Annotated in this window: 20 protein-coding genes; 6 read left to right on the top strand and 14 right to left on the bottom strand. The window is 72.1% G+C overall.

Annotated features, from left to right (window positions below):
• Positions 1 to 4: 4 nt before the first annotated feature.
• The 3 genes from AB0N03_RS16105 to AB0N03_RS16095 are packed head-to-tail and all read left to right on the top strand — an operon-like array spanning position 5 to position 3092.
• A complete protein-coding gene (locus AB0N03_RS16105) occupies positions 5 to 1150 on the top strand; it encodes an acyl-CoA dehydrogenase family protein (RefSeq protein ID WP_364371378.1) in 1146 nt (381 codons plus the stop codon).
• A gap of 11 nt (positions 1151 to 1161) precedes the next feature.
• Complete coding sequence (locus tag AB0N03_RS16100; RefSeq protein ID WP_364371666.1) at positions 1162 to 1932, top strand: SDR family oxidoreductase; 771 nt, start codon at positions 1162 to 1164, stop codon at positions 1930 to 1932.
• 8 nt (positions 1933 to 1940) lie between these two features.
• The gene (locus AB0N03_RS16095) at positions 1941 to 3092 is read left to right on the top strand and encodes an acetyl-CoA C-acetyltransferase (RefSeq protein ID WP_364371376.1); all 1152 of its coding nucleotides are present in this window, start codon (positions 1941 to 1943) and stop codon (positions 3090 to 3092) included.
• Positions 3093 to 3114: 22 nt separating this feature from the next.
• On the opposite strand, the gene fgd is transcribed toward AB0N03_RS16095, so the two are convergent.
• The 8 genes from fgd to AB0N03_RS16055 all read right to left on the bottom strand — a co-directional run bounded on the left by fgd (position 3115) and on the right by AB0N03_RS16055 (position 9730).
• Positions 3115 to 4119, bottom strand: coding sequence for a glucose-6-phosphate dehydrogenase (coenzyme-F420) (gene fgd, locus AB0N03_RS16090; protein WP_364371374.1), 1005 nt, complete (start codon positions 4117 to 4119; stop codon positions 3115 to 3117).
• A gap of 2 nt (positions 4120 to 4121) precedes the next feature.
• Positions 4122 to 5177 (bottom strand): nitronate monooxygenase, encoded by a 1056-nt coding sequence (locus AB0N03_RS16085; RefSeq protein ID WP_364371371.1) that lies wholly within the window; start codon positions 5175 to 5177, stop codon positions 4122 to 4124.
• Positions 5174 to 5905: a CoA-transferase gene (locus tag AB0N03_RS16080; RefSeq protein ID WP_364371369.1), complete on the bottom strand. Its 732-nt coding sequence runs from the start codon at positions 5903 to 5905 to the stop codon at positions 5174 to 5176. Before AB0N03_RS16080 ends, AB0N03_RS16085 begins: the two co-directional genes overlap by 4 nt.
• Positions 5902 to 6765, bottom strand: coding sequence for a CoA-transferase (locus tag AB0N03_RS16075; RefSeq protein WP_364371366.1), 864 nt, complete (start codon positions 6763 to 6765; stop codon positions 5902 to 5904). The genes AB0N03_RS16080 and AB0N03_RS16075 overlap by 4 nt, the downstream gene beginning before the upstream one ends.
• Positions 6755 to 7495, bottom strand: coding sequence for an enoyl-CoA hydratase family protein (locus tag AB0N03_RS16070; RefSeq protein ID WP_364371364.1), 741 nt, complete (start codon positions 7493 to 7495; stop codon positions 6755 to 6757). The genes AB0N03_RS16075 and AB0N03_RS16070 overlap by 11 nt, the downstream gene beginning before the upstream one ends.
• Positions 7495 to 8373 (bottom strand): SDR family oxidoreductase, encoded by an 879-nt coding sequence (locus AB0N03_RS16065; protein WP_364371361.1) that lies wholly within the window; start codon positions 8371 to 8373, stop codon positions 7495 to 7497. Before AB0N03_RS16065 ends, AB0N03_RS16070 begins: the two co-directional genes overlap by 1 nt.
• On the bottom strand, positions 8370 to 9137 hold the full coding sequence (locus AB0N03_RS16060; RefSeq protein WP_364371359.1) for an SDR family oxidoreductase: 768 nt from the start codon (positions 9135 to 9137) through the stop codon (positions 8370 to 8372). Before AB0N03_RS16060 ends, AB0N03_RS16065 begins: the two co-directional genes overlap by 4 nt.
• A gap of 188 nt (positions 9138 to 9325) precedes the next feature.
• Positions 9326 to 9730 (bottom strand): helix-turn-helix domain-containing protein, encoded by a 405-nt coding sequence (locus AB0N03_RS16055; RefSeq protein ID WP_364371356.1) that lies wholly within the window; start codon positions 9728 to 9730, stop codon positions 9326 to 9328.
• A 118-nt stretch (positions 9731 to 9848) separates the two neighbouring features.
• Here AB0N03_RS16055 and AB0N03_RS16050 point away from each other — a divergent pair, with 118 nt between their 5' ends.
• Positions 9849 to 10703, top strand: coding sequence for an SDR family oxidoreductase (locus tag AB0N03_RS16050; protein WP_364371355.1), 855 nt, complete (start codon positions 9849 to 9851; stop codon positions 10701 to 10703).
• A gap of 58 nt (positions 10704 to 10761) precedes the next feature.
• Here the strand turns inward: AB0N03_RS16050 and AB0N03_RS16045 are convergent, their stop codons facing one another.
• Entirely contained in the window at positions 10762 to 11895 is a 1134-nt protein-coding gene (locus AB0N03_RS16045) for a helix-turn-helix domain-containing protein (protein ID WP_364371352.1), read from the bottom strand.
• A 102-nt stretch (positions 11896 to 11997) separates the two neighbouring features.
• On the opposite strand from AB0N03_RS16045, the gene AB0N03_RS16040 reads away from it, so the two are divergent.
• Together AB0N03_RS16040 and AB0N03_RS16035 are read left to right on the top strand one after the other, a co-directional pair.
• The gene (locus tag AB0N03_RS16040; RefSeq protein ID WP_364371349.1) at positions 11998 to 12663 is read left to right on the top strand and encodes a TetR/AcrR family transcriptional regulator; all 666 of its coding nucleotides are present in this window, start codon (positions 11998 to 12000) and stop codon (positions 12661 to 12663) included.
• Between the two features lie 174 nt (positions 12664 to 12837).
• On the top strand, positions 12838 to 13497 hold the full coding sequence (locus AB0N03_RS16035) for a cutinase family protein (protein ID WP_364371346.1): 660 nt from the start codon (positions 12838 to 12840) through the stop codon (positions 13495 to 13497).
• A 63-nt stretch (positions 13498 to 13560) separates the two neighbouring features.
• Here the strand turns inward: AB0N03_RS16035 and AB0N03_RS16030 are convergent, their stop codons facing one another.
• The 5 genes from AB0N03_RS16030 to AB0N03_RS16010 are packed head-to-tail and all read right to left on the bottom strand — an operon-like array spanning position 13561 to position 25305.
• On the bottom strand, positions 13561 to 14775 hold the full coding sequence (locus AB0N03_RS16030; protein WP_364371343.1) for a lipase family protein: 1215 nt from the start codon (positions 14773 to 14775) through the stop codon (positions 13561 to 13563).
• Between the two features lie 30 nt (positions 14776 to 14805).
• Positions 14806 to 15774 (bottom strand): alpha/beta hydrolase family protein, encoded by a 969-nt coding sequence (locus AB0N03_RS16025; protein ID WP_364371340.1) that lies wholly within the window; start codon positions 15772 to 15774, stop codon positions 14806 to 14808.
• Between the two features lie 11 nt (positions 15775 to 15785).
• Complete coding sequence (locus AB0N03_RS16020; RefSeq protein WP_364371337.1) at positions 15786 to 17363, bottom strand: acyl-CoA carboxylase subunit beta; 1578 nt, start codon at positions 17361 to 17363, stop codon at positions 15786 to 15788.
• Positions 17363 to 23578 (bottom strand): beta-ketoacyl synthase N-terminal-like domain-containing protein, encoded by a 6216-nt coding sequence (locus AB0N03_RS16015; protein WP_364371334.1) that lies wholly within the window; start codon positions 23576 to 23578, stop codon positions 17363 to 17365. The genes AB0N03_RS16020 and AB0N03_RS16015 overlap by 1 nt, the downstream gene beginning before the upstream one ends.
• Positions 23575 to 25305 (bottom strand): fatty acyl-AMP ligase, encoded by a 1731-nt coding sequence (locus AB0N03_RS16010; RefSeq protein ID WP_364371331.1) that lies wholly within the window; start codon positions 25303 to 25305, stop codon positions 23575 to 23577. Before AB0N03_RS16010 ends, AB0N03_RS16015 begins: the two co-directional genes overlap by 4 nt.
• Between the last annotated feature and the right edge of the window lie 75 nt (positions 25306 to 25380).

The raw sequence follows: 25380 nt of genomic DNA, 5'->3' as shown, positions 1-25380 counted from the left end.
GTGCGTGGAACCGACGCGATTCCGCCGCGAGGTCGCGGGCTGGCTCGCGGACAACCTGACCGGCGAGTTCGCCCGGCTGCGCGGCCTCGGCGGGCCGGGACGCGAGCACGAGGCGTTCGACCTGCGCCTGGCCTGGGAACGGCACCTGGCCGCCGCGGGCTGGACCTGCGTCGGCTGGCCGGTCGAGCACGGCGGGCGCGGCCTGTCCCTCGACGAGCAGGTCGCCTTCCACGAGGAGTACGCGGCGTCCGCTGCGCCCGCGCGCGTCAACCACATCGGCGAGCAGCTGCTCGGCCCGACGCTCATCGCCTTCGGCACGCCTGAGCAGCGAAAACGGTTCCTGCCGAAGATCGTCGCCGTCGAAGAGCTGTGGTGCCAGGGTTACTCCGAGCCCGGCGCCGGCTCCGACCTCGCCGCCGTCTCGACGTCGGCGGTCCGGCGCGACGGCGACTGGGTGCTCAACGGCCAGAAGATCTGGACGTCCCTGGCCCACGTGGCCGACTGGTGCTTCGTCGTGGCGCGCACCGAACCGGGGTCGCAGCGCCACCACGGCCTCTCCTACCTCCTGGTACCGCTGCGCCAGGACGGCGTCACCGTGCGGCCGATCCAGCAGCTGACCGGCACGTCGGAGTTCAACGAAGTCTTCTTCGACGACGCCCGCACCCCCGCCGCGCTGGTCGTCGGCGAGCCCGGCGACGGCTGGAAGATCGCCATGGCCACCCTCGGCTTCGAACGCGGCGTCTCGACGCTGGGCCAGCAGATCGGCTTCCGCCGCGAACTCGAGGAGATCGTCGCCGAGGCGAAGCGCACCGGCACCTACGACGACCCGCTGCTGCGCGCCGACCTCACGCGCGCCCGGATCGGCCTGCGCGTCCTGCGCGCGCACGCGCTGCGGACGCTCGGCCGGCCGGCCGGGCCGGAGGTCGCCGTCGGGAAGCTGCTGTGGGCGCAGTGGCACCGCGGGCTCGGCGAACTGGCGATGCGGGCCCGTGGTGCGCGGTCGCTGGTCGCCGGCGGTGCCGAGCTGGACGACGCCCAGCGGCTCTACCTGTTCACCCGCGCGGACACGATCTACGGCGGGTCGGACGAGATCGAGCGGAACATCATCGCCGAGCGCGTGCTCGGCCTGCCGAGAGAGGCACGCCCGTGATCCCGCAGACAGTGTCGTTGAAAAACGTACCCGGCCACGACCTGCTGTCCGGGAAGGTCGTCGTGGTCACCGCCGCGGCCGGCACCGGCATCGGCTCGGCCGTGGCTCGCCGGTGCCTCGAAGAAGGCGCGAGCGTCGTCATCAGTGACTGGCACGAACGGCGGCTCGGCGAGAAGGCGGCCGAACTGGCCGAACTCGGGAAGGTGCACGCGATTCCCTGCGACGTCACGAAGGAAGACCAGGTCCAGGCGCTCATCGACGGCGCGGTCGGCCACTTCGGCCGCCTCGACGTGATGGTCAACAACGCCGGGCTCGGCGGGACGAAGTCCGTGCTGGACATGGCCGACGAGGAGTGGTCCCGCGTCCTCGACATCACGCTCACCGGGACTTTCCGGTGCACCCGCGCGGCGCTGCGGCAGTTCGTCGCCCAGGGCGGCGGCGGGGCGATCGTCAACAACGCGTCGGTGATCGGCTGGCGCGCCCAGGCCGGGCAGGCGCACTACGCCGCCGCGAAGGCCGGCGTCATGGCCCTGACCCGCTGCTCGGCCCTCGACGCCGCCGAACACGGCGTCCGGATCAACGCCGTCGCGCCGAGCCTGGCCATGCATCCCTTCCTCGCCAAGGTGACCAGCGACGAACTCCTCGAAGACCTCACCAAGCGGGAGGCGTTCGGCCGCGCCGCCGAGCCGTGGGAGGTCGCCAACGTCATGGTCTTCCTCGCCAGCGACTACGCGAGCTACCTCACCGGCGAAGTCGTCTCCGTCAGCAGCCAGCACCCCTAGGAGCCCTCGTGCCCGAAGCCTTCCTCCTCGACGCGGTCCGCACCCCGGTCGGCCGGCGCGGCGGCGCGCTGTCCGGGTGGCACTCCGCCGACCTCGGGGCGCACGTCATCCGGGCGGTCGTCGAGCGCGCGGGCGTCGACCCGGACCTCGTCGACGACGTCATCCTCGGCTGTGTGGACACCCTGGGCCCGCAGTCGGGCAACATCGCGCGCACGGCGTGGCTGGCGGCCGGTTTCCCGGACCACGTGCCCGGCGTGACGATCGACCGGCAGTGCGGGTCGAGCCAGCAGGCGGTGCACTTCGCCGCGCAAGCCGTCATGTCCGGGACGCAGGACCTCGTGCTGGCCGGTGGCGTGCAGAACATGAGCCGCATCCCCATCAGCGCGGCGATGCTGGCCGGGCGCGAGTACGGCTTCGACGACCCGTTCTCCGGCTCGAAAGGCTGGCAGGAGCGCTACGGCAGCGTCGAGGTGTCGCAGTTCCGCAGCGCCGACATGATCGCTTCGCACTGGGACATCAGCCGATCCGACATGGAGGAGTACGCCTTCCGCAGCCACCAGCGGGCTCTCGCCGCCATCGATTCCGGACGGTTCGACGCCGAGATCGCGCCGGTCGACGGCTTCAAGCAGGACGAAGGCCCGCGCCGGGACACGTCGTTGGAGCGGATCCGCGGCCTGAAGCCGCTCGCTCCGGAGTCCCGGCTGACGGCGGCGGTGGCCAGCCAGATCTCCGACGGCGCGAGCGCGGCGTTGCTGGCGTCGGAAGCGTTCGTGAAGGAACACAACCTGACGCCTCGGGCCCGCATCCACCACCTGTCGGTGCGCGCGGCTGACCCGGTGTGGATGCTGACCGGCCCGATCCCGGCGACCTCCTACGCGCTCCGGAAAACCGGGCTCGCGATCGAGGACATCGACCTGTTCGAGGTCAACGAGGCGTTCGCCAGCGTGGTGCTGGCGTGGCTGGACGAAACGGGCGCGGACCCCGGGCGGGTCAACGTCAACGGCGGCGGCATCGCCCTCGGCCACCCCATCGGGGCGACCGGGACGAAGCTCCTCGCGACGCTCCTGCACGAGCTGGAGCGCCGCGGTGGCCGCTACGGCCTGCAGACGATGTGCGAAGGCGGCGGCACCGCCAACGTCACCATCATCGAACGGCTGTGAAGTCGAACGCCTGTCGTGAGACTCAGCCGAGGGCGCGCAGCTTCGGCAGCACGTCCTCGGAGAACTGGCTCAAGAACCGCTCCTGGTCATGCCCCGGCCCGTGGAACACCAGGTGGTTGAGCCCGGCGTCGAGGTACGGCTTGATCTGCGCCACGGCCTCGTCCGGGTCCGACGCCACGATCCACCGCTTGGCGACCTGCTCGATCGGCAGTTCGTCGGCCAGCCGTTCCATCTCGTCGGCCGAGGTGACGCTGTGCTTCTGCTCCGCCGACAGCGACAGCGGCGCCCAGAAGCGGGTGTTCTCCAGGGCCTTCTCGTGGTCGCGGTCGTAGGACATCTTGATCTCGATCGTCCGGTCGACGTCCTCGACGGTCTTCTCGGCCGCCTCCGCGCCTTCCTTGACCGCGGGCATCAGCTTCTCGGTGTAGAGGTCCATGCCCTTGCCCGAGGTGCAGATGAACCCGTCCCCCGCGCGGCCCGCGTACTTGGCCACCACCGGGCCACCCGCGGCGATGTAGACCGGCACCGGCTGCTCCGGCCGGTCGTAGATGCGTGCGTCGACCAGCTTGTAGTACTCGCCGTCGAAGTTCACGTTGTCGCTGGTCCACAGCTCGCGGATCAGCTTGATCGACTCGCGAAGCCGCGCGAAGCGCTCCTTGAACTCCGGCCATTCCCGCCCCGAGACGGCGATCTCGTTCAGGGCCTCGCCGGACCCCACGCCGAGGATCACGCGGCCGTTCGACAGCAGGGACATCGTCGCGAACGCCTGCGCGATCACGGCCGGGTTGTACCGGAACGTCGGCGTCAGCACGCTCGTGCCGATCTGTACCCGCTTCGTGCGCTCGGCGACCGCCGGCATCCACGCCAGCGCCCACGGCGCGTGGCCGCCTTCGTGCCGCCAGGGCAGGAAGTGGTCGGACACCCAGACCGAGTCGAGGCCGACCTCTTCGGCACGCACCGCGTACTCGACCAGGTCCCGCGGTCCGAACTGCTCCGCCGACGCCTTGTAACCGATCTTGAGCGCCACGCTCATCCTCCCGTTTCCCGGCCGAGTCGCCGCAGGATCTCACCTGCCTCGGCCACTGTGCCCTCGACGATCCCGGCCACCGTGGGCAGGTCGTGGATCATGCCCACCACCTGTCCCGACGCTAGCACTCCCGCGTCCGTCCGGCCGTCGACCAGCCCCGCCCGCAACAGCATCGGGGTGTTGGCCGCCATGACCAGCTGACTCCAGGTCAGATCGTTGCCGTGCTTCATCGCCAGGCCTTCTTTGACCATGGCAACCGGGGACAGTCCGGTGATATTCCGGAACGCGAGCGCGTTGCGCGCGGCCTGCGCCAAGCCGCGGAGCCGGCCGGTGTGCTCGAGCTTCTCGACGAGGTCGGTGCGCAGCACGCGGTGCGGCAGGCCGTCGACGCGCCGCGTGACGACCGTCCCGGTGAGACCCTGCTCGAGGTAGACGCGCTTGACGTCGTCGGGGACCGTGCTCTCCTTGCTCAGCAGGAACCGGGTACCCATCGCGACGCCCGCCGCGCCGTACGCGAGGGCGGCGGCCAGACCGCGTCCGTCGAAGAACCCGCCGGCGGCGACGACCGGGATGTCGACGGCGTCCAGCACCGAGGGCAGCAGCAGCGTGGTGGCCACTCCCCCGGTGTGCCCGCCGCCTTCGCCGCCCTGGACGATGACGGCGTCCGCGCCCCAGGCGGCGACCTTTTCGGCGTGGCGCGCGGCGCCGATGGACGGGATCACGACGATCCCGTGGTCGCGCAGCTTCGCGATCATCTCCTTGCGCGGCGCGAGCGCGAACGACGCCACCTTGACGCCCTCGCGGATCAGCAGGTCGACGCGGTCGCCCGCGTCGGCCGCGTCTGCGCGCAGGTTCACCCCGAACGGCTTCTCCGTGCGTTTCTTGACTTCGGCGATCGCCGCTTCCAGCTCGCCGAAGGTCATCGTGGCCGACGCGAGGATGCCGAGCGCGCCCGCCTCGGCGGTCGCCGAGACGAGCCGTGGGCCGGCGACCCAGCCCATCCCGGTCTGCACGACCGGGTGCTCGACGCCGACGAGTTCGGTCAGCGCGGTCTTCACGCCGGGACTTCCTTGTCGCGCAAGCCCTTCGGGTCCACGACTTCGCGGATGAGCCGCAGCTCTTCGCCGGTCGGCTCACGGCTGATCCCGACACCGGAGAAATCGATCTCGAACGTCGTCGCCGCCGCGACCTCGTCCCGGGTGACGCCGGGGTGCAGCGACACCGCTCGCATCGCGTGGTCGGCGCCCCCGAAGCCGAAGACGCCGAGGTTCGTGACGACCCGGTGGACGTCGTGGAACTTTTCGGCGGACGGGCCCGCCTTCGCCGCGCTGTCGTAGCCCACGCCCGAAACGACGTCCACGGTGTCCACGAAGACCCGCGAGGAATGCCGCGGAACCCAGTAGCTGGTGCGGTGGTTGACGGTGTTGCCCGGCGCGCCCCGCACCCCGAGCAGCTGCTTCTTCGGCCGCGCGTGGTCGCCGATGGCGGAGATGTTCTGGTTGCCGTAGCGGTCGATCTGGTTGGCGCCCATCACGACGTGGCGGCGCCCGTGCGGGACGATCGTGTCGAGCATCTTGCGGAACGGCTGCCAGCCCTCGACGACGCCGTCGGCCGTGACCAGGTACGCCTCGCCGTCGGACATGAGCAGGTCGGGTTCGAACGTCAGCCGCGCGAGCTTCGCGCCGAGCTGCGGGACCAGGCCCATCGGGCTGACGACGATCTCGCCGTCGCCGCGGAACACCTCGGCCATCGCCACGACGACGATCTCGGCCCGGGTCGCGCTCATGCCGCCTCCGCCTCGAACTTGTCCACTTCGGACAGATACCGCGGCTCGTCCCCGGACAGGAACCGATCCACGAATCCCGGCCACGCGCCGGGATCCTTGGCGCAGGCCGCGTAGTGCCGCTGGAACCGTTCGTCCCGGCCGTAGTCCGGCACGGCCGTGGTGAAGTGCGCGCCGCGCGGCGCCTCGACGACGCCGTCGACCGCACTCCGGTTGAGCAGCAGCGACTGCACCGGCCCGCCCGCCATCAGCTCGGGCGTGTCGACGACCTTTTCCACCGAGACGAACCGTTTCTCCGCCGCCAGGCAGAACAGGTCGTCGAAGTAGGGGTCCGGGCCGAGGTACTGGGCGTTGCCGCGGGCGTCGGCGCGGTTGAGGTGCACGAGCGCGACGTCGAGGTGCTGCGCCGGCACCGCGACCAGCTCTTCGCCGTCGGCGTACGGCGAACGGACGGTCCGCAGGTCCGGGTTGGCGCGCATCACCTCCGAGCCGAGCCCGGCGCGCATCGGGAGGAACGGAAGCCGCTGCGCCGCCGCGGAAAGCGCCGCGCCGAACATGCCTTCGTCGTACTCGGTGACGGCGATCGCACCCGTCTCGCGGGCCCGGCCGAACCACGGGTCGAAGGGGATCGAGTCGAGCGTGACGAACCCGAACACCACGCGCTTGACCTTGCCGGCCGCGCACAGCAGGCCGACGTCGGGGCCGCCGTAGGACACCACGGTGAGGTCTTTGACGGAAGTGCGGAGGAGCGCGCGGACGAGCGCCATCGGCTTGCGCCGGGAGCCCCAGCCGCCGATGCCGATGGTCATGCCGTCCTTCAGCTCCGCCGCGACGTCGTCGGCGGTCGTGCGCTTATCGGCCATTCAAGAACTCCTCGCGGGCTTCGTCGGACGCGCCGAGCAGGTTGAGCTCGAAGGTGAAGCCCTGCTCGAACCGGTAGCTGCGGTGCACCTGCTGGGTGTCGATGCCGTTCAGAGCTTCTTTCGCCGCCCGGATGACCCGCGGGTCCTTCTTCGCGATGTCCCGGGCGATGGCCAGCGCGGCGTCGTCCAGCTCGGCGCGCGGCACGACCTGGTAGACCGAGCCGTGGGTGTGCAGCTCGGCGGCGGTGATGGTGCGCGCGGTGAAGTAGAGGGTGCGCATCAGGTGCTGCGGGACCAGCCGGGCGAGGTGGGTCGCCGCGCCGAGGGCGCCGCGTTCGACCTCCGGGACGCCGAAGGTGGCGTCCTCGGAAGCGATGACGACGTCGGCGTTGCCGGCCAGGCCGATTCCGCCGCCGAGGCAGAACCCGTGCACCGCGGCGACAACCGGGACCGCGCAGTCGTAGACGGCCCCGAAAGCCGCGTAGCAGCCCCGGTTCGCGCCGACCAGCGCGTCGTAGCCCGCGCTGCGCTGGATCTCCTTGATGTCCACGCCCGCGTTGAACCCGCGGCCTTCCGCGCGGAGGATCACGACGTGCACGTCGGGGTCGCGGCCCGCCTGCGTGATCGCGTCGGCCAGGTCGAACCAGCCCCGCACGGGCAGCGCGTTCACCGGCGGGAAGTCGACCGTGACGATCTCGATGTGCGCGTCGCGCTTGGTGAGGATGCCCATCAGCTCGCTCCGTAGACGGGTTCGGGGTCGGGCGCGTGCTCGAGCAGGTCCTTCACCACCGGGCCGAATTCGGCCGGGTCCCACCGGTCGCCCTTGTCCACGGCCGGGCCGTGGCGCCACGCCTGGGCGAGCGACACCTTCCCGCCTTCGACTTCGAACACCCGTCCGGTCACGTGCGAGGACTCCTCGCTGCCGAGCCAGACGACCAGCGGCGAGACGTTTTCCGGGGCCATCGCGTCGAAGCCCGCGTCCGGACGCGCCATCGACGCGAACACCGCCTCGGTCATCCGGGTCCGCGCGGCCGGCGCGATCGCGTTCACCGTCACCCCGTAGCGCGCCAGCTCGGCCGCCGCCACGACGGTCAGGCCGGCGATCCCCGCCTTCGCCGCCGAATAGTTGCCCTGGCCGACGCTGCCCAGCAACCCGGCACCCGAACTCGTGTTGATGACGCGCGCGCTCGGCATCCGCCCGGCCTTCGCCTCGGCTCGCCAATGGTCCGCGGCGTGCCGCAAGGGCGCAAAGTGACCTTTGAGGTGCACGCGAACGACGGCGTCCCACTCGTCCTCGCCGAGGTTGACGAGCATCCGGTCCCGGAGGAACCCCGCGTTGTTGACCAGCACGTCCAGGCGGCCGAAGTGCGCCAGCGCCGTCCCGATCAGTTCCCTCGCCCCGGCCCAGTCGGCGACGTCGGAGGTGTTCGCCACCGCCTGCCCGCCCCGCGCCTCGATCTCGGCGACGACTCCGGCGGTCGCGTCCCCGTCCACGTCGTTCACCACCACCGGCGCGCCCTCGGCGGCGAAGGCGAGCGCGTGGGCCCGTCCGATGCCGCGGCCGGCGCCGGTCACCACGACCACCCGGTCCTGGCACAACCTGCTCACGAATCCTCCCGTTGGTTGACGTCGGCCGCGGCGAGGAACGCCGGGATCTCACCGCCGCCGTGGACGCGCAGGGTCGCGCCGGAGACGTAGGAAGCCAGGCCGGAGGCGAGGAACGCGGCGCACGCGCCCACTTCCCCGGGCTCGGCGAGCCGGCCGAGCGGCACGGTCTTGCCGACCGCTTCGATGGCGGCTTCGCTGCCGTAGTGCAGGTGCGACTGCTCGGTGCGCACCATGCCGACGTCCAGGGCGTTGACCCGGACCTTGGGCGCCCACTCGACGGCGAGGCTGGCGGTGAGGTTGTCGAGCCCGGCTTTCGCGGCACCGTAGGCGGCGGTCCCGGGCGACGCGCGGGTGCCGCTGACGCTGGAGATCATCACGATGGAGCCGCCGGAGTCCTGGCTTTGCATCACGGCGTTCGCTTTTTGGGAGACCAGCAGCGGGGCCAGCAGGTTGAGCTGGACGATCTTGTCGTGCAGCCGCGGCGACGCGTCGGCCGCGGGCGCGTAGGGTGCACCGCCGGCGTTGTTGACGACGACGTCGAGGCGGCCGTGTCGTTCGACGATCCCGTCGATCAGGGCTGTGACCTGGGCTTCGTCACGGACGTCGCACTGGACGAACTCCGCGGTCGTGGCGGTCTCGCGGCGGGCGCAAGCGACGACGTGGGCACCGTGGGCGAGGAACACGTCGCTGATGCCCCGGCCCACGCCGCGGACACCGCCGGTGACGAGCACGACGGCGCCGGCCAAGCCCAGATCGGTCTGCACGTCACAAAACTAGAACACGTTCCAACTTTGGGCAAGGCTCGCGGGCGCGGCGACGGGCCGGGATGCCGGGCCGCGCGATTCCCCGAGCCGGCGCCGGACTGCCGTGAACGACTCGTTCACCTCGTCCGACGACATGAACGAGTCGTTCATGTCGTCCGGCCGGGGCGCACAGGCTTGACTAGAACCCGTTACGAGTCGAGCTTCGCCGCGTCGTACTTCGCGTTGGCTTCCATGACCTCGGGCATCTGCCCCTCGACGTCCTGGATGAGCGCCAGCAGAAGCGCCGCGGTCCGGCGGCCACGCGGTGTCAGGCTGTACTCGACCTTCGGCGGGATCGTCGGCTGCGCCTCGCGGTGCACGAAGCCGTCGCGCTCGAGGGCCTGCAGCGTCTGGGCGAGCATCTTCTCGCTCACGCCGGACACGCGGCGGCGCAGGGCGTTGAACCGGAGCGTGCCGTCGTGGAGCGCGACCATCGCGAGGATCCCCCACCGGCCGGTGATGTGCTCGAGCGTCGCCCTGGACGTGCAGGCCTGCGCGAACACGTCGAACAGCACCTGCCCGTGTTCGTCCACCCACTCCGGCGCCTCGCTCATGCCGTCCACGGTACCTCCACGGTCGCGGAAACCCAGGTGAGGATGCTCACCAAGAGTTTGCACTTTCTCAGAGTTAGTACACTCTAATAGTAAGCATCCCGGCAGCGAGGAGAAGCAGATGATCGTGGTCACCGGTGCCACCGGCCAGCTCGGCCGCTTGGTCGTGGAAGGCCTGCTGAAGAAGGTCCCGGCCGCCGAGGTCGTCGCCGCCGTGCGCGATCCGGCGAAGGCCGCCGAGTTCGCCGCGCGCGGCGTGCAGGTGCGCCGGGCGGACTACGACGACCCGGCGAGCCTGGCCGCGGCGTTCGCCGGCGCGGACAAGGTGCTGCTGATCTCGAGCAGCACGCCCGGCAGGCGGCTGGCCCAGCACGAAGCCGTCATCGCGGCCGCCGGCGAAGCCGGCGTCGGCCATCTCGCGTACACGAGCGTCCTGGCCGCCGACACGACGAAGCTGTCGCTCGCGCCGGACCACAAGGCCACCGAGGAGGCCATCCGCGCGTCGGGAGTGCCGTTCACGTTCCTGCGCAACGGCTGGTACACCGAGAACTACGCGCAGACGATCACCCAGGCGCTCGCCGTCGGGTCCTTCGCCGGCGCGGCCGGCGAAGGAAAGCTCGGAGCCGTTCCGCGGATCGACTTCGCGGAGGCGGCGGTCGAGGTCCTGACCGGCGAAGGCCACGAGGGTCAGGTGTACGAACTGGCCGGCGACGAGCCGTTCGGCTACGCCGACCTGGCGGCCGCGGTGACGGCCGCGTCGGGCACGCAGGTCACGTACCAGGACCTGCCGGTCGAGCAGTACCGCCGGATCCTGGTCGGCGCGGGCCTGCCGGAGCCGGTGGCGGCCATGCTGGCCGACGCCGACCGCGGCATCGCTGAAGGCGAGCTGGCCTCGACGTCCGGCGACCTGCGCCGCCTCATCGGCCGCCCGACGACGCCGCTGGCCGAAGCCGTCACCGCCCTGGTCAAGAACTGAAGTCCGTGAAGGCCTCCTTACCGGCCGAAGATGCCGGTAAGGAGGCCTTCACGGCTTTTCACGCGCCCTGGGAGCGCAAGGCCGAGGCGCGCAGGGCCGCCTGTATCGCGAACCGCGCCTCGGGATCGTCCAGCCGGTCCCCGAATGCCTGCTTGAGCTGACGCACGCGGTACCGCACCGTCTGCGGGTGCACCGACAGGTCCACTGCGATCTTCTCCGAGTTGCCGCCGTTCTCCAGCCACGACAGCAAAGTCTCGCCGAGGCGTCGCCGCGTGCGGTCGGGGAACTGGGTCAGCGGGGCCAGCTCCTGCCGGGCCACCTGGTCCGCCAAGGGCGAGTCGCAGAGCAGCCACAGCGTCGTCAGGTGCTCCGCGCACCACGTCACCGGCGCGTCCGGCAGCGCGCCGTCGCCCACCAGCCGCGACGTCGTCCGCGCCCAGCGCAGGGAATGCGCCGCGGCCGGCGGGGCCACCGGCGGGCCCACCGCGGCCCGGACGCCGAGCGAGGCGCAGAACCGCGGGTCCGCCGGGGCCGGCACCAGGAGGTACGGCTGTGGCGACTCGAGGTCCGCCAGGACGTCGGGGCCCCACGACGGGGTGACCGGCGACTCGATGACCACCGCCGCCACCTCGGCCGGCACCGGCCAGCCGGCCGCCGCCGCGAGCTCGGTGAGGACCGCGTCCGTCACCGCCACCGGGCCGGTCACCAGCCGCAGCAGGCGACGGCGCAGGCCCACCCGCGTGCCGTCGAGCTCCGCCTGCGCCTCGCGGTGCCCGCGGATCGACATCCGGGCCAGCTCGTCCGCATAGCCGAACAGCATCTCCGCCAGGCGCGCCATCACCGCCGACGACAGCAGGTGCCGGCGGCCCAGGCGCATGATCCAGCGCCAGCCCGCGCGCGTGCCGACGCGGTAGGCCACCTGGAGGTCGTCGAGCGTCCGGCCCTCGTACGCCTCGCCCGCGCCGAGGCGGCGGCACGTCTCGTACAGCCGGTCCCGCGGGGCGAGCGGATCCTCGACCAGGTCGACGAAGAGCGCCACCGCGCACTCGACGCCGTGGCGGGTGACGCGGCCGTGGCGGGCGTACACCGGGACCTCGCGCCACACCTCACGGACGATCCAGTCCACCAGCGCCGGAACGGCCGGACGCATGAGCGCGGCCAGTTCCGTGCGCCCGAACACCTCTCGCGTCACCGGGACTTGCTGCCGAGCACTGTCGCCGGACACCAGGTTCCCTCCCGAGGCGGGCGTGCTTTACCGGGCAGTAAAGCAGCGGGGACCGTACAGTACACCGCCATGAGCCGGCCGCGTTTCCCTGATCGATCCAGCACTCGCCGGAGCCCGGCCGCCCGGCCCACCGACGACGAGCTGCTCGACGCCGCCCGCGCGGTGTTCGCCGAACGCGGGTACGCCCAGGCCACGATGGGCCTGATCGCCGAACGCGCCGACTCCACGAAACCGACGCTGTACGCGCATTTCGGCGACAAGGCCGCCCTGTTCCGCGCGACCGTGACCCGGGAGGTCGCCGCGCTGCGGAACTGGGTGCTCACCGCCTACGAAACGGAAAGCGCACGCCCGCTCGAGGACCGCGTCCGGCTCTCCGTGATGGCCATGTTCAGCTACGCGGGCGCTCACCGGGACAGCTTCCGGATGCTGTTCGACTCCGCCGTCGACGAGATGTCGAACGAGCGCCGCGCGCTGGCCGACACCGTCACCAGGCACGTCGTCGACCGGGTCCGGGAGCACCTGCTCGCCCACGGCCGCACGCCCGGCCCCGGCGCGGACCTGCTCGCCGCGATGATGGTCGGCTTGGTCGGGCGCGCCGCGATGCACGTGTCCCACTCCCCCGGCGTCGACCCGATCGCGGCCGGCGAGCTGGCGACCGGGTTCGTCATGGCCGCCCTGCGCGGCCTCGACCCCGCCCTGCTGGACCGCGTCGACGCCGGGCAGTGCGCCACCTGAGCGTCCACACCGGACCTTTTGTCACCGGCTGAACAATTCTTGGTGCCGCCGGAAAAGCACTCTTGCCTCGGACGGCTGATCGCTGCGACGCTGCCGTGACCCGCGCGGAATCGTATTCCGGGAAAGCGCTTGCGGGTATTCCGGTTTTCTCCGTCACCAGAGGTGAGATCATCCATGAGTCGCGTTTCCAGGTTCCGTCTGCTTTCCTCCGCCGTCACGGTCGGCCTCGCCGCGGCCGGGCTCGCCGTCGCCACCGCGCCGGTCGCGTCAGCCGCGGCGTGCACCGACATCGACGTCCCGGTCGCCCGCGGCACGGGCGAGCCCGGCACGCTGGGCTTCATCGTCGGCGATCCCGTCTACCAGGCCGTGCAGAACCGGCTGCGGCCGCGGTCGCTGAGCAGCTACCGGGTCGACTACCCGGCCGACCTGGGCGAGCCCGCGTCGGTGCAGAAGGGCAACACCGACCTGGTGAACCACGTGCGGACCCAGGCCGCGGCGTGCCCGCAGCAGCGGTTCGTCCTGGTCGGCTACTCCCAGGGCGCCAACGTCGTCGACAACTCGATCGGCATCAGCAGTGACGGCGCCGTCGTCGGCGGCCCGATCGTCGCGACCATCCCGGCCGACCTGGCCCCGCGGATCGCGGCCATCCTGCTGTTCGGCAACCCGATCCGCGCGATCGGACGTCAGGTCACCGGGACCTACCAGAGCCGCACCAAGGACTACTGCGCCGACGGCGACCCGATCTGCCAGCCCGGCGGCGCCAACATCCTGGCCCACCTGAGCTACGGCGGGAACGCCGCCGACGCGGCCGCCTTCGCCGCCGGCAAGGTCTGATCCGATGTTCGTGAAGGCCACCTTGAGGAACTTGAAGTTCCTCAAGGTGGCCTTCACGGACTTTCAGCAGTTGGTGGGTGCGGGGTCGCCGCTGAAGCGCTTGACGATCCACTGGTGCGCGTCGGCGTTGCCGGCGAGGATTCCCGTGGCGTGGTCGGAAATGTAGGTCTGCCACTGCTCACGGACACCCGCCGCGCAGTAGGCCCGGTGCAGTGTCTCGGCCTGCGGCGTGTTGACGATCTCGTCGGTGCTCGCGTGGTACTGGAACACCGGCACGCGCGGCGGGTTCGCGCCCAGCTTGTTCTGCGCCAGCCGAGCCTGCCACTGGGGCGTGCCCAGCGGGTTCGTCGTCGTGTAGTCGCTGATCTTCTTGAACGAATAGTTCAGCAGCAGTTCCGCGACGCAGGCGTTCTTCTTCGCGTCGTTCAATTGTTGCCGGCCGGTGTCGTTGAGGAAGGAATCGAGCTTCAGATCCGGGTACGCGGCGTCGAGCCCGACCGCGGCGAACGCGAGGAACCCGAAGCCGATGTAACCGTCGAGCCCCTTGGCGACCTCGGTCAGGTCCGCCGGCACGCCGCCCGCGACGACGCCCACGACGTTCAACTCGGGCGCGTACGCGGGTTGCTTCTCCCCTGCCCACATCGATCCGCCGCCGCCCTGCGAGTACCCCTGGAAGATCACCTTCGCCGACTTGGCCAGCTTCGCGGACGGCAGGTTCTGCGCCGCCCGCACCGAGTCGATCACGGCGGGTCCCATGGACTGCCCGGTGATGTAGGTCGGCACGGTCGTCGGCGAGTAGCCCTCGTAGTCGGTCACCGCGACGGCGTAGCCGCTGGAGAGCGAGTCGTTGATGGCGGGCTGGTCGTAGAGCGTGCCGCGTTCCATCGCCTTGGACGCCGTGCACTTGAACGCCGGGCCCTGCGTGCCGACCGCATAACCGACGATCGGCGCGGTAGCCGGGTCCTTGCCCTTCGGGACCAGGATGGTGCCGGTGACCGCGTCCGGCCGGCCCTGTGCGTTGGTCGAGAGGTACATGACCTGCCAGGCGTCGGCGTTGGCGGCGTTCAGCAGCGGCACCGAGGGGCGCCAGCGCAGGACGTCACCGGGCTTGCCGGCCGGCAGCGGCGACGGCGGGGTGTAGAACGAGTCGTCGAACGGGCCGGGCAGGATCGGCGCCGCCGCCGCGCCGGCGGGCGGGCTCGCCGCCACGACTCCGAGCGCCGCCAGGCAGACGCCCAGGAGCGCGGACAGCACTCGTCGCAAGGGGACAGACTTCACCACAACCTCCATCGGGAAAAAGGAAAGCGCTCAGGCGGGGAGCCCGAGTGCGCCGGCGAGGACCGGCCACGAGTTGTGCAGGGCCCGCTGCCAGTACGGCCAGCTGTGCGTGCCCGGCCCGTAGTAGTCGACGGTCGCCGGGATGCCCGCCTGCTGCAGCTTGTCGGTGAAGCTGCGGGACGAGAGCAACGCCGACGGTTCCAGCACGTCGGACTGCCCGGGCGGGTCGAGCGGCCCGGTCTGCCCGTTGCCGCAGGAGAGGTAGAGGGCCATCCCACGCAGGTCCTGGACGTGGTCGTAGGGGTTGTGCGACGACCAGATCGGCTGCATCCCGAAGGAGTCGCCCCAGAGGTTCAGGTAGTTGAAGATCCCGGCGCGGGCCAGGATGCCGATGATCCACACCGGGATCCCCGGGTAGAGCGTGTTCGGCACGCCGCTGTAGGACGCCGCCGCGGCGAACATCCCCTTGTGCTGGAAGGCGTACGCGAACGCGCCGTAGCCGCCGATCGACAGCCCGGCGATCGCCCGGCGCGTGCCGCCGCGGTACCCGCGTTCGACGATCTGGCGCACTTCCGCGGTGTGGAACGTCTCCCAGTCGGGTTTGCTCGACAACCCGAAGTTCCACCACTTCGTGTACATCCCGGCCGGCCCGTCCGTCGGCATCACGACGAGCGCGTCCTTGGTCGCCGTGAACGCCTTGACGTCGGTGAACTGGTCCCACGACTTGTAGTCGACGGGCTCGCAGCAGCCGTGCAGCAGGAACAGCACCGGCCAGGTGCGGCTGGGCTGCGCGGCCCAGCCCGACGGCACGATCAGCCGGACCATCCCGGTGGTGCCGAGGGCCGGGGAGTCGATTTTCAGGTCGACGGTCCGGGCGTCGAGCCAGGTCTCCTGGACGACCTTCGCGCCGTCGTCGGCCACGGCGGGGCTCGCCTGCGCGGCGGTGACGCCACTGGCGATCAGGACCACGACGGCCAGCATCAGCAGGGTGGCTCTCATCGAAGTCTCCTTCACAGGGGGATGTTTCCGTGTTTCTTCGCCGGCAGGGTCTGCCGTTTGGTGCGCAGCGTCCGCAGGGCGCGCGCGACCTGCAGCCGGGTCTGCGACGGCGTCACGACCTGGTCGACGTAACCGCGCTCGGCGGCCAGGTACGGGCCGGTGTGGCGCTTGCGGTACTCCTCGGTGAGCCGCCGGCGCGCCGCGGCCCGCCGCTCCGGTGGCAGCTCGGCCAGCTCGCGCCGGTAGAGCACCTGCACCGCGCCCTCGGCGCCCATCACCGCGATCTCCGCGGTCGGCCAGGCCAGGGACACGTCGGCGCCGAGGTGCTTGGAGCCCATCACCGCGTAGCCGCCGCCGTAGGCCTTGCGGACGACCACGGTCACCTTCGGCACGGTGGCTTCGGAGTAGGCGTAGATCAGCTTGGCGCCGCGGCGGATGATGCCGCCGCGTTCCTGCTCGCTGCCCGGCAGGTAGCCGGGAACGTCGGCCAAAGTCACCAGCGGAATCGAGAAGGCGTCGCAGAAGCGTACGAACCGGGCGGCCTTCTCCGACGCGTCGATGTCGAGGACGCCGGCCTGGTGCCGCGGCTGGTTCGCCACGATGCCGACCGTGCGGCCCTGCACCCGGCCGAACGCGCAGATCATGTTGGCCGCGAAGGCGCTGTGCACCTCGGTGAACTCACCGTCGTCGACCAGCCGGACGATCAGCTCGGCCATGTCGTAGGTCTGGTTCGGCGAATCGGGCACCAGCCGGTCCAGCTCGAGGTCGGCCGGGGTGAGACCGGCGCTGGTGTCGTCGGCGTACTCAGGGGCGGGGTCGAGGTTGTTCGAGGGCAGGTACGCGAGCAGCGTCTGCACCCACTCGATGGCGTCCTGCTCGTCGGCGGCCCGGTGGTGGGCGTTGCCGGCGACCTCGCTCTGCACGGCCGCGCCGCCCAGCTCCTGCGCGGTGACCCGCTCGCCGGTGACGGCGTGCACGACGTCCGGCCCGGTGACGAACATGTGCGAGGTTTCGTCGACCATCACGGTGAAGTCGGTGATGGCCGGCGCGTAGACGGCCCCGCCGGCGCACGGGCCCATGATCATCGAGATCTGCGGGATCACTCCGGACGCGTGGGCGTTGCGCCGGCCCAGCTCGGCGTAGTAGGCCAGCGAGACGACGCCTTCCTGGATGCGCGCGCCGCCGGAGTCGTTGATCCCGACGACCGGGCAGCCGAGCGCCATGGCCAGGTCCATCACCTTGAGGACCTTCTCGCCGGAGACCTCGCCCATGCTGCCGCCGAAGACGGTGAAGTCCTGCGAGAAGACGCAGATCTGCCGTCCGTCGACGGTCCCGTGCCCGGTGACGACGCCGTCCCCGTAGGGCCGGTTGGCGTCCATCCCGAACTCGGTGCACCGGTGCCGGGCGAACTGGTCGAGCTCGACGAAGGAACCGGCGTCGAGCAGCAGCCCGATCCGCTCGCGCGCGGTGAGCTTGCCTTTGGCGTGCTGCCGGTCGACGGCGCGCTTTTCCGCGATCCGGACGGCTTCGTCCTGGCGCGCCTCCAGGTCGGCGATCCGGAACGCCGTGGTCGGCGTGAGCTCGTCCATCACCGCACCCCCACTCCGAGCCGCGCCGCCAGCTCCGTCGCCAGGGCCGACACGTGCGGCGGGTCGATCATCGAGACGTGGTCGCCCGGGACGCGGGACACCTCGAGGTCCGGGCAGAACTCGTCCCAGCCCAGGGTGTCGTCCGTGCGCAGGTAGCGCGGGTCCAAAGTGGTCGTCAACGGATGCGGCTCCTGCGCTCGCACCAGCAGTACGCGCCCGCCGTACCGCTCCGGTGCGTACCGTTCGGCCACCCGAGCATCCACATAGGACTCGTATTGGTGGCGCAGGACCCCGGCGCCCAGGTCCGGGACCTGTTCGGCGAGGCTTTCCAGCACCCACCGGATCTGGGCGTGCTCGTCCAGCTCGGCCAGGGCGTCGCGCGGGATCGCGAACGGAACGCCGTACGTCCGCGTCACGTGCTCGGCGAACCGGTCGAAGCGGTCCAGCAGCAGGTCGGCCGGCTTACCGGGCGCGGGCAGCGGCAGGATCGTGTCGATCAGGAACACGAGGTCGACCGGCCCGTCCAGGCGCCGCGCCGTCTCGTACGCCAGGCAGCCGCCGAACGACCAGCCGCCCAGGCGGTAGGGTCCCCGCGGCTGGATCTCCCGGATCAGCTCGACGTAGCACGCGGCCTTGGCCTCGACCGTGTCCTCGTCGTCGATCCGCTCGAACCCGTACACCGGGTGCCCCTCCGGCAGCAGCCGGACGAGCTCGCGGTACACACTCGTCGGGCCGCCCGCCGGGTGGAACAGGAACACCGGCTCGCCGACGCCGTCGCGCAGCAGCCGCACCGGGCCGCCGCCGTGCCCTTCGAGCTCCGCACGCAGCAGGTCGGCCATCGCCGCGACCGTCGGCGTGGCGAACAACCGCTCCACGGCGGGCACGGCGCCCAGCTGCTCCGCGAACACCGCCCGCAGCCGCCGCGCGCGGTCCGGATCGCCGCCCACGGCGAAGAAGTCGTCGTGCACACCGGGCTCCGGGCCGCCCAGCTCCGCCCGCCAGTGGCGGGCGACCCACCGCTCGGCGGGGTCGCGCGGTCCCGCGGTGACCGCTTCGGCGTTGGCCGTTCCGAAGCCGGCCTGCTCGGCGAGGTGACCGGCGAGCTCGGCCAGGCTGGCGCCGCGCAGCAGCAGCGGAATCGGCAGCGGCAGGCCGAAGTCGCGCTCCACCGCGCCCCGTGCGCGCATCGCCGACAGCGAGTCGAGGCCGAGCCGGGTGAGCGGCACGTCCCGTTCGACCTCGGCGTAGCCCAGCAGGCCCGCGATGAGCCCGGCCAGGTGGTCGGCGATCGCTTTTCGCGCTGCTTCGGCTGTTCCGGCCCGCAGCGCGTCCAAACCGTCCCAAGCAGACGGTCCGGTCCGCGGCGCGAACAACCCGAAGAACGGCCGATCGGCCAGCCGCGGGAACAGCTCCAGCACTGTCGCGGCGTCGACACGGGCCACACCGGTCGCCGCGCGGTCTCGGGCGAGGACGACGTCCAAAGCCGACAGCGCTTCCTCGGTGCCGAGCGGCTCGAGCACCGGGTTGCGCGAGCCGGCCGCGGCGCCCACCTCGCCCCAGGCGCCCCACCCGATCGTCGCCGCCGGGAGGCCCTGGGCCCGGCGCCACGCGACGAGCGCGTCGGCCCACGCGTTCGCCGTGGCGTACGCGGCCTGACCGGGCGAGCCGAACAACGCGGCCGCCGACGAATAGACGAGCCACCAGTCGAGGTCGTGCCCGGCGGTGGCCTCGTGCAGCCGCCAGGCGCCCAGCGCCTTCGGCCGCCAGACGGCGTCGAGCGCGCCGGCGTCCAGGCTGATCGCGGCGCCGTCGGCCAGGACCCCGGCGGCGTGCAGCACCCCGCGCAGCGGCACGCCGCCGTCGACGGCCGCCGCGACCAGCGCCTCGGCCGTGCCGGGCCCGCCGATGTCGCCGGGCACGACGCGGACGTCGATCCCCAGGTCCGGCGCGGGGGCGGCGCGGCGGCTGTTCAGCACCACCCGCGTCGCGCCGCGGTCGGCCAGCCACTTCGCCGCGACCAGGCCGAGGCCGCCGAGGCCGCCGGTGATGACGTAGGCACCGTCGCGGACCGGCTCGCGCACGGCGTCGGTTTGCTCGGGGCGGCTCAGCCGGCGCACGTGCCGGACGCCTTCGCGCCAGGCGACTTCGTCGTCCGGCCCGTCCGCGCCGACTTCGTCGCGCAGCTGGCCGACCCAGAGCCGGGCCGGATCCGGACCGGCGTCGAAGTCGATCGCGCTCACGCGGAGTTCGGGGTGTTCGAAGGCCAGGACGCGGACGAACCCGCGCAGTGCGGCCAGGTCGGGGTCGCCGCGCTCGCCGGGCTCGACGCTCTGCGCCCCGGCCGTGACCAGCCACAACCGCGGCGGCTCCGGCAGTTCGGCCAGTTCGGCGACGACGTCGGACAGGGTCCCGACCAGCCGCGCGGCCCGCTGGGGATCCGGAGTGGTCTTTCCGCCGAGCCGGACCACGACCACGGTCGCTTCGCCTTCGCGCACGAGCTTCGCGAGGGCGGCGCGGTCGCCGAGGCGGGCGGTGACGAGGTCACCGTCCTCTTCGGACAGCACGATCCAGCCGCCGGCCCGCTCCGGCGCGGAAGGCAGATCGGCGGGCTGCCAGGCCGCCTCGTACAGCAGCCGGTCCAGGGCCGCGTCCCGGAACCGGCGGCAGTAGACGTCGCGGAACTCCACCAGGACGACGTCGTCGGCGTCGACGAGCTGGACGCTGCCGAGCAGACCGTCGCCGGACGGGTCTTTCGACGTGAGGACGGCGTCCACGCGCACGCCGTGCCGGGGTTCGCCGGCGAGGATCACCTCGCCGATCGTGAGCGGGAGGTAGAGGGCGTCCGCGTCCCCGACGGCCGCGGCGAGCGCGTGCAGGCAGGCGTCGGCGAGGGCGGGGTGCAGCAGGTAGGCGGGGTGATCGGCGTCGGGCAGGGCGATCTCCGCCGAAGCGCGGCCGTTCTCCGTCGTCACCCGGCGGAGGACACGGAAGGCCGGGCCGTAGTCCTGACCCAGCTCGGCCAGGACGCGGTAGAGGTCCAAGGGCTCACCGGTGACCTCGCCGAAGGGTACCGACGGCGTGCCGCCGGTGTCGATTCGTGCGGTGGCGTGGCGGACCCACTCACCCTGCGCGGACTTGGCGTGGACGCCGAGCTCGGTGCCGGTGCGGCTGGTCGTCACCTCGGTGTGGTCGGCGAGGGCCAGGACCTCCCGGAGTTCGAGGTCGCGGATCCGCCCGGTCCGAGCGGCGGCGAGCGCCAGTTCGAGGAAGCCGGTGGCGGGGAAGACGGGCGTCCCCTGCACGGTGTGGTCGGCGAGCCACGGCAGCGTTTCCACGCCGACGTCGGCACGCCAGAGGTGGCCGTCCGGGTGTTCGATGTGGACGCCCAGCAGGGGGTGGGCGCCTTGCACGTGAGTCCGGCGCTTCGGCCAGAACCGCTCGTGCCGCCAGACCGGGCCCGGCAGATCGACCGGCGCGGTCCGGGGGCGCGCGGCCAGTGCACCGGGGCGGCCGCCGACGTGCAGCCGGGCGAGGCTGGTGAGGAACGCCGTCCGTTCGTCGATCCGGCGGCTCGCCGACGGCAGAGCTCGGTCACCCGTGGTCTGTTCGATGGCCGCGAGCGCGACGGGGTGCGGGGAGACTTCGACGAACACGGCGTGCCCGTCGTGTGCGGCGGCGGCGAGGGCTTGGCTGAACCGCACCGGACGGCGCAGGTTCGCGGCCCAGTACTCGACGTCGAAGGTGGGTGTCTCTCGGGGATCGTCGAGAACCGTGGTGTAGCAGGGGATTTCCGGCTTGGTGGGCTGAATCTTGATTTCACTGCGGAAGCGGTCGAGCACGGCATCGACGGCGGCGGAGTGCCCGGCCCCGCCGACGGGCAGCCGCCGGGCGAGCCGGCCTTGTCGTTCGGCGTGCTCGACGAGGGCGTCGACCTGGTCCGCGGCACCGCTGACGGTGCACTGGGTGGGCGACGCGTACACGGCGACGGTGACATCGGGGAACTTCGCCAGCTCTTGTGGAGAAAGCTCGACGACGGCCATGGCACCGTCCCCGCTCCGATCGAGTTCGGCGAGCAGCCGCGCGCGAGTGGACATGACGCGCAGGCCATCGCCGACGTCGAGCGCCCCGGCGACCACGGCCGCGGCGACCTCGCCCATGGAGTGGCCGAGGACCGCGGCGGGGGTGACACCGTGCGCGCGCCAGAGTCCGGCCAGGGCGAGCTGCATGCCGAAGAGGGCGAGCTGGGTGGTGGCGAGGTCCTCGGGTTCGCGGTCGAGGAGGTCGTGGAGGGAGGAGCCGGTATCGGCGCGGAAGACGGGGTCGAGTGCTTCGACCTCGGCGCGGAAGGCGGGTTCGGAGAGAAGGAACTGGCGACCCATGCCGGCCCACTGAGAGCCATACCCGGTGAAAACGAAGACCACCCCCGGGTCGCCGCTCCCGGTCTCCGCACTGGCCAGGCCGCGGCCCGCGGCCAGCTCGCGCAGCCCCGCCACCACCTCCTCGCGGCTTTCCCCCACCACCGCGCCACGAACCGGCAGGTGCTCGCGCCCGTGGGCCAGCGTCGACGCCACCGCGCCCAGCGGTACCTCCGACCCCTCGACCCACTCCGCCAGCTCGGCCGCCCGCGCCCGCAGCACCTCCGCCGACCGGGCCGAAAGCGCGAACACCGATGGCCCGGAAACCTCTGCCCCACGCACCGGGAACGACGCCGCCGGCCACTCTTCGACCACCACGTGCGCGTTCGTCCCGCCGAAGCCGAAGGCCGACACCCCGGCCCGCGCCGTCCCCGAGTAGCGGGGCCACTCCGTGCCCGAGGTCACCACCCGCAGCCCCGTGAAGTCGATGTGCGGGTTCGGCGAACGAAAATGCAGGCTCGGCGGCAGCCGCCGGTGCGTCATCGCCAGGACCACCTTCAGCAGCCCCGCGATGCCGGCCGCCCCTTCCAGGTGGCCCAGGTTGCTCTTCACCGACCCCAGCAGCAGCGGCCGGTCCGGTTCGCGCCCGAGAACCGTCGCCAGCGCACCGGCCTCCAGCGGATCGCCCAGCGGCGTGCCGGTCCCGTGCGCCTCGACGTAGTCCACTGTGGACGGCTCCACGCCGGCCACCGCGTACGCCGAACGCAGCAGGTCGGCCTGCGCCGACGGGTTGGGCGCCGTCATGCCGTTGGACCGGCCGTCGGAGTTCACCGCGCTGCCGCGCAGCACCGCCAGCACCCGGTCGCCCGCCCGGCGGGCCGCCCGCAGCGGCTTCAGCACGACCACCCCGCACCCCTCGCCGCGGGCGATGCCGTCGGCGCCCGCGTCGAACGGCTTGCAGTGCCCGTCCGCCGCCAGCACGCCGGCGCGGTGGAAGCCCGCGGTGATGCCCGGCGAGAGCAGGACGTTCACCCCGGCGGCCAGCGCGAGCTCGCTCTCGCCGCGACGCAGGCTCTGCATCGCCTGGTGCACCGCGACCAGCGACGACGAACACGCCGTGTCCAGAGTCAGACTCGGCCCGCGCAGGTCGAGCAGGTACGACAGCCGGTTGGCGGCGATGCTCGCCGCGGCGCCCGTGCCCGACCAGACGTCGACAGCCGCGACGTCGGTCATCGTCAGGGAGCCGTACTCGGTGGCCGACAGCCCGACGAACACGCCCGTCCGGCTGCCGCGCAGCCCGGACGGCGGGATCCCGGCGTGCTCCAGCGCCGCCCAAGCCACCTCCAGAAGGATTCGCTGCTGCGGATCCATCGCTTCGGCTTCGCGAGGCGTGATGCCGAAGAACTCGGCGTCGAATCCGGCGACGTCGTCGAGGAACCCGCCCCGCGACGGCAACCCCGCGAGATCCGACGCCGGCGCGAACGTCTCCCAGCGGCCCTCGGGGACGTCGCCGATGCCGTCGCCACCGGAGTCGAGGAAGCGCCAGAACGCCTCCGGCGAGTCGATCCCACCCGGCAGCCGGCAGCCGAGGCCGACGACGGCGATCGGTTCCTCCGCCCGCAGCTCGGGCAACGAGACCACCGCAGAGTCCCCTGTGGACAGATACGACGCCAGCGCGTCGATCGTCGGGTACTGCCAGACGAGGGTCGCGTCCAGTGGACGGCCGACGAACTGCCCGAGATCGGCCGCGAGGGCCGTCGCGTCCCGTGAGGACAGTCCCGTCTCGCTCAACGGCCGGTCGGGGTCCACCGGACCGAGCCGGGCCAGCAGCCACGCGCGTACCGCGTCCGTCGTGGTCATCCGAGCCGCCGCGCTTCCAGCGAACCGTCCAAGTAGGACGCCCGGGAGTGCGCCCGGCTGATCTTGCCGCTGGACGTCCGGGGCACCTCCCCGGGAGCCAGGACGACGACGTCGTGCAGCCGCAGACCGTGCGCGGCCGACACCGCCGCCCTCAGCGCGGCCGAGACCTCCTCGACGTCGAGATCCGAGTTCTTGGCCCGTTCCAGCGCGACGACCGCGGCTTCTCCGTCGTCGGTGCCGATGGCGAAGACCGCGGCCGAGTGCGGCCGGACGCCCGCGTGCTCCTCCACCGTCTGCTCGATGTCCTGCGGGTAGTGGTTGCGGCCGTCGACGACGACCAGGTCCTTCAGCCGGCCGGTGACGAACAGCTCGCCGTCGAACACCACGCCGAGGTCGCCGGTCGCCAGCCAGCCCTCGCCGGTGTCCGGGTCGAGCGGCGGCAGGCCGAACGTGGCCGACGACGCTGCCCGGCCCCAGTAGCCACGGCCGACGTTCGGGCCGCTGACCCGGATCTCGCCGACCTCGCCGGGCGCGAGCGGTTCGCCCGTGCCGGGGTCGGCGATGCACACCCGTTGCCCGGCCGGGCGGCCGCACGAAACGAGGGTCGAACCGGACGCGGCCGGCACCGCGAACCCGGCGGCGAGCCGGTCGCGGTCGAACGTGACCTGCCGGGCCGGTTTTCCCGCGTCGGACACCGAAACGAGCACGGTGGCCTCGGCCAGTCCGTAGGACGACCGGTGGACCTCCGGCCGCAGCCCGCACTCGGCGAAGGCGGCCTCGAACTTCGCGATCGTGGCGGGCAGCACCGGTTCGCTGCCGTTGATCAGCGAGACGACCCGGCTCAGCTCGAGGTAGCTCTTCTCGGCCTCGGACACGCGGGAAGCGCAGTAGGCGTAGGCGAAGTTGGGGGCCGCGCTGATCGCGCCGGGGCTGGCCGAGAGGGCGCGCAGCCACCGGGACGGCCGCTCCAGGAACGCCAGGGGGTCCATCAGCACCGACGCCATACCGCCGACCATCGGCGCGCCGATGCCGAGGATCAGGCCCATGTCGTGGAAGAGCGGGAGCCAGCTCACCGTCGACGTGGTGCGGCTTTCCACGCCGTAGGCGGTGCACGCCTGGCGAGCGTTCGCCAGGACGTTGCGGTGGGTCAGCACGACTCCGGCGGGTGAGCGGGTGGAGCCCGACGTGTACTGCAGGTACGCGATCGCATCGGGATCCGGCGCAGGCCATTCCCGCGCTTCGGCCGGCGCCGGCGCATCCACGGCGACGACGGCCGGAGCAGCCGAGTCGGCGAGAAAGGCGTTGACCGCGTCGATTTCCCCGGTCGTGGTGAGCACGACCCGCGGGGCGCAGTCGGCGAGGGTCGCGACCAGCCGTCCCGCGTGCCCGGGCAGGCCGGGAGCGAACAGCGGCACGGCGACGAGCCCCGCCCGGATCGCGCCGAGGAACGCGACGACGTAGTCGACGGACTGCCCGGCGAGCACCGCCGCCCGCTCGCCCGGGGCCGCGATTCCGCTCAACCGCGCGGCGACCGTGCTCACGCGCTGGTCGAGTTCGCTCCAGGTGAGGGTGACCGCCCGGCCGTCCGCGCTGCCGCGGTGGTCCAGGTGGGTCACGGCGACCTCGTCGCCGAGCACCCGCGCCCACCGGCCCAGCAGGGTGGCCAGCGATGCGCGGTCGTCGGTGGTTTCCCCGGTGACGGGAACCGGCTGGGAAATGGTTTCCATGGCTCCTCGCAGATAGCGTTTACCGGCGCAGTGAATAGCCGCGCCCGGACGGTTGTCAATCAAGCGATTTCCGAT

This window comes from Amycolatopsis sp. NPDC051061 (genome assembly GCF_040682935.1).
In the GTDB taxonomy this organism is placed as follows: domain Bacteria; phylum Actinomycetota; class Actinomycetes; order Mycobacteriales; family Pseudonocardiaceae; genus Amycolatopsis.
Note: the sequence above shows the minus strand (reverse complement) of the source record. Positions and strands in the feature narration are given on the sequence as shown.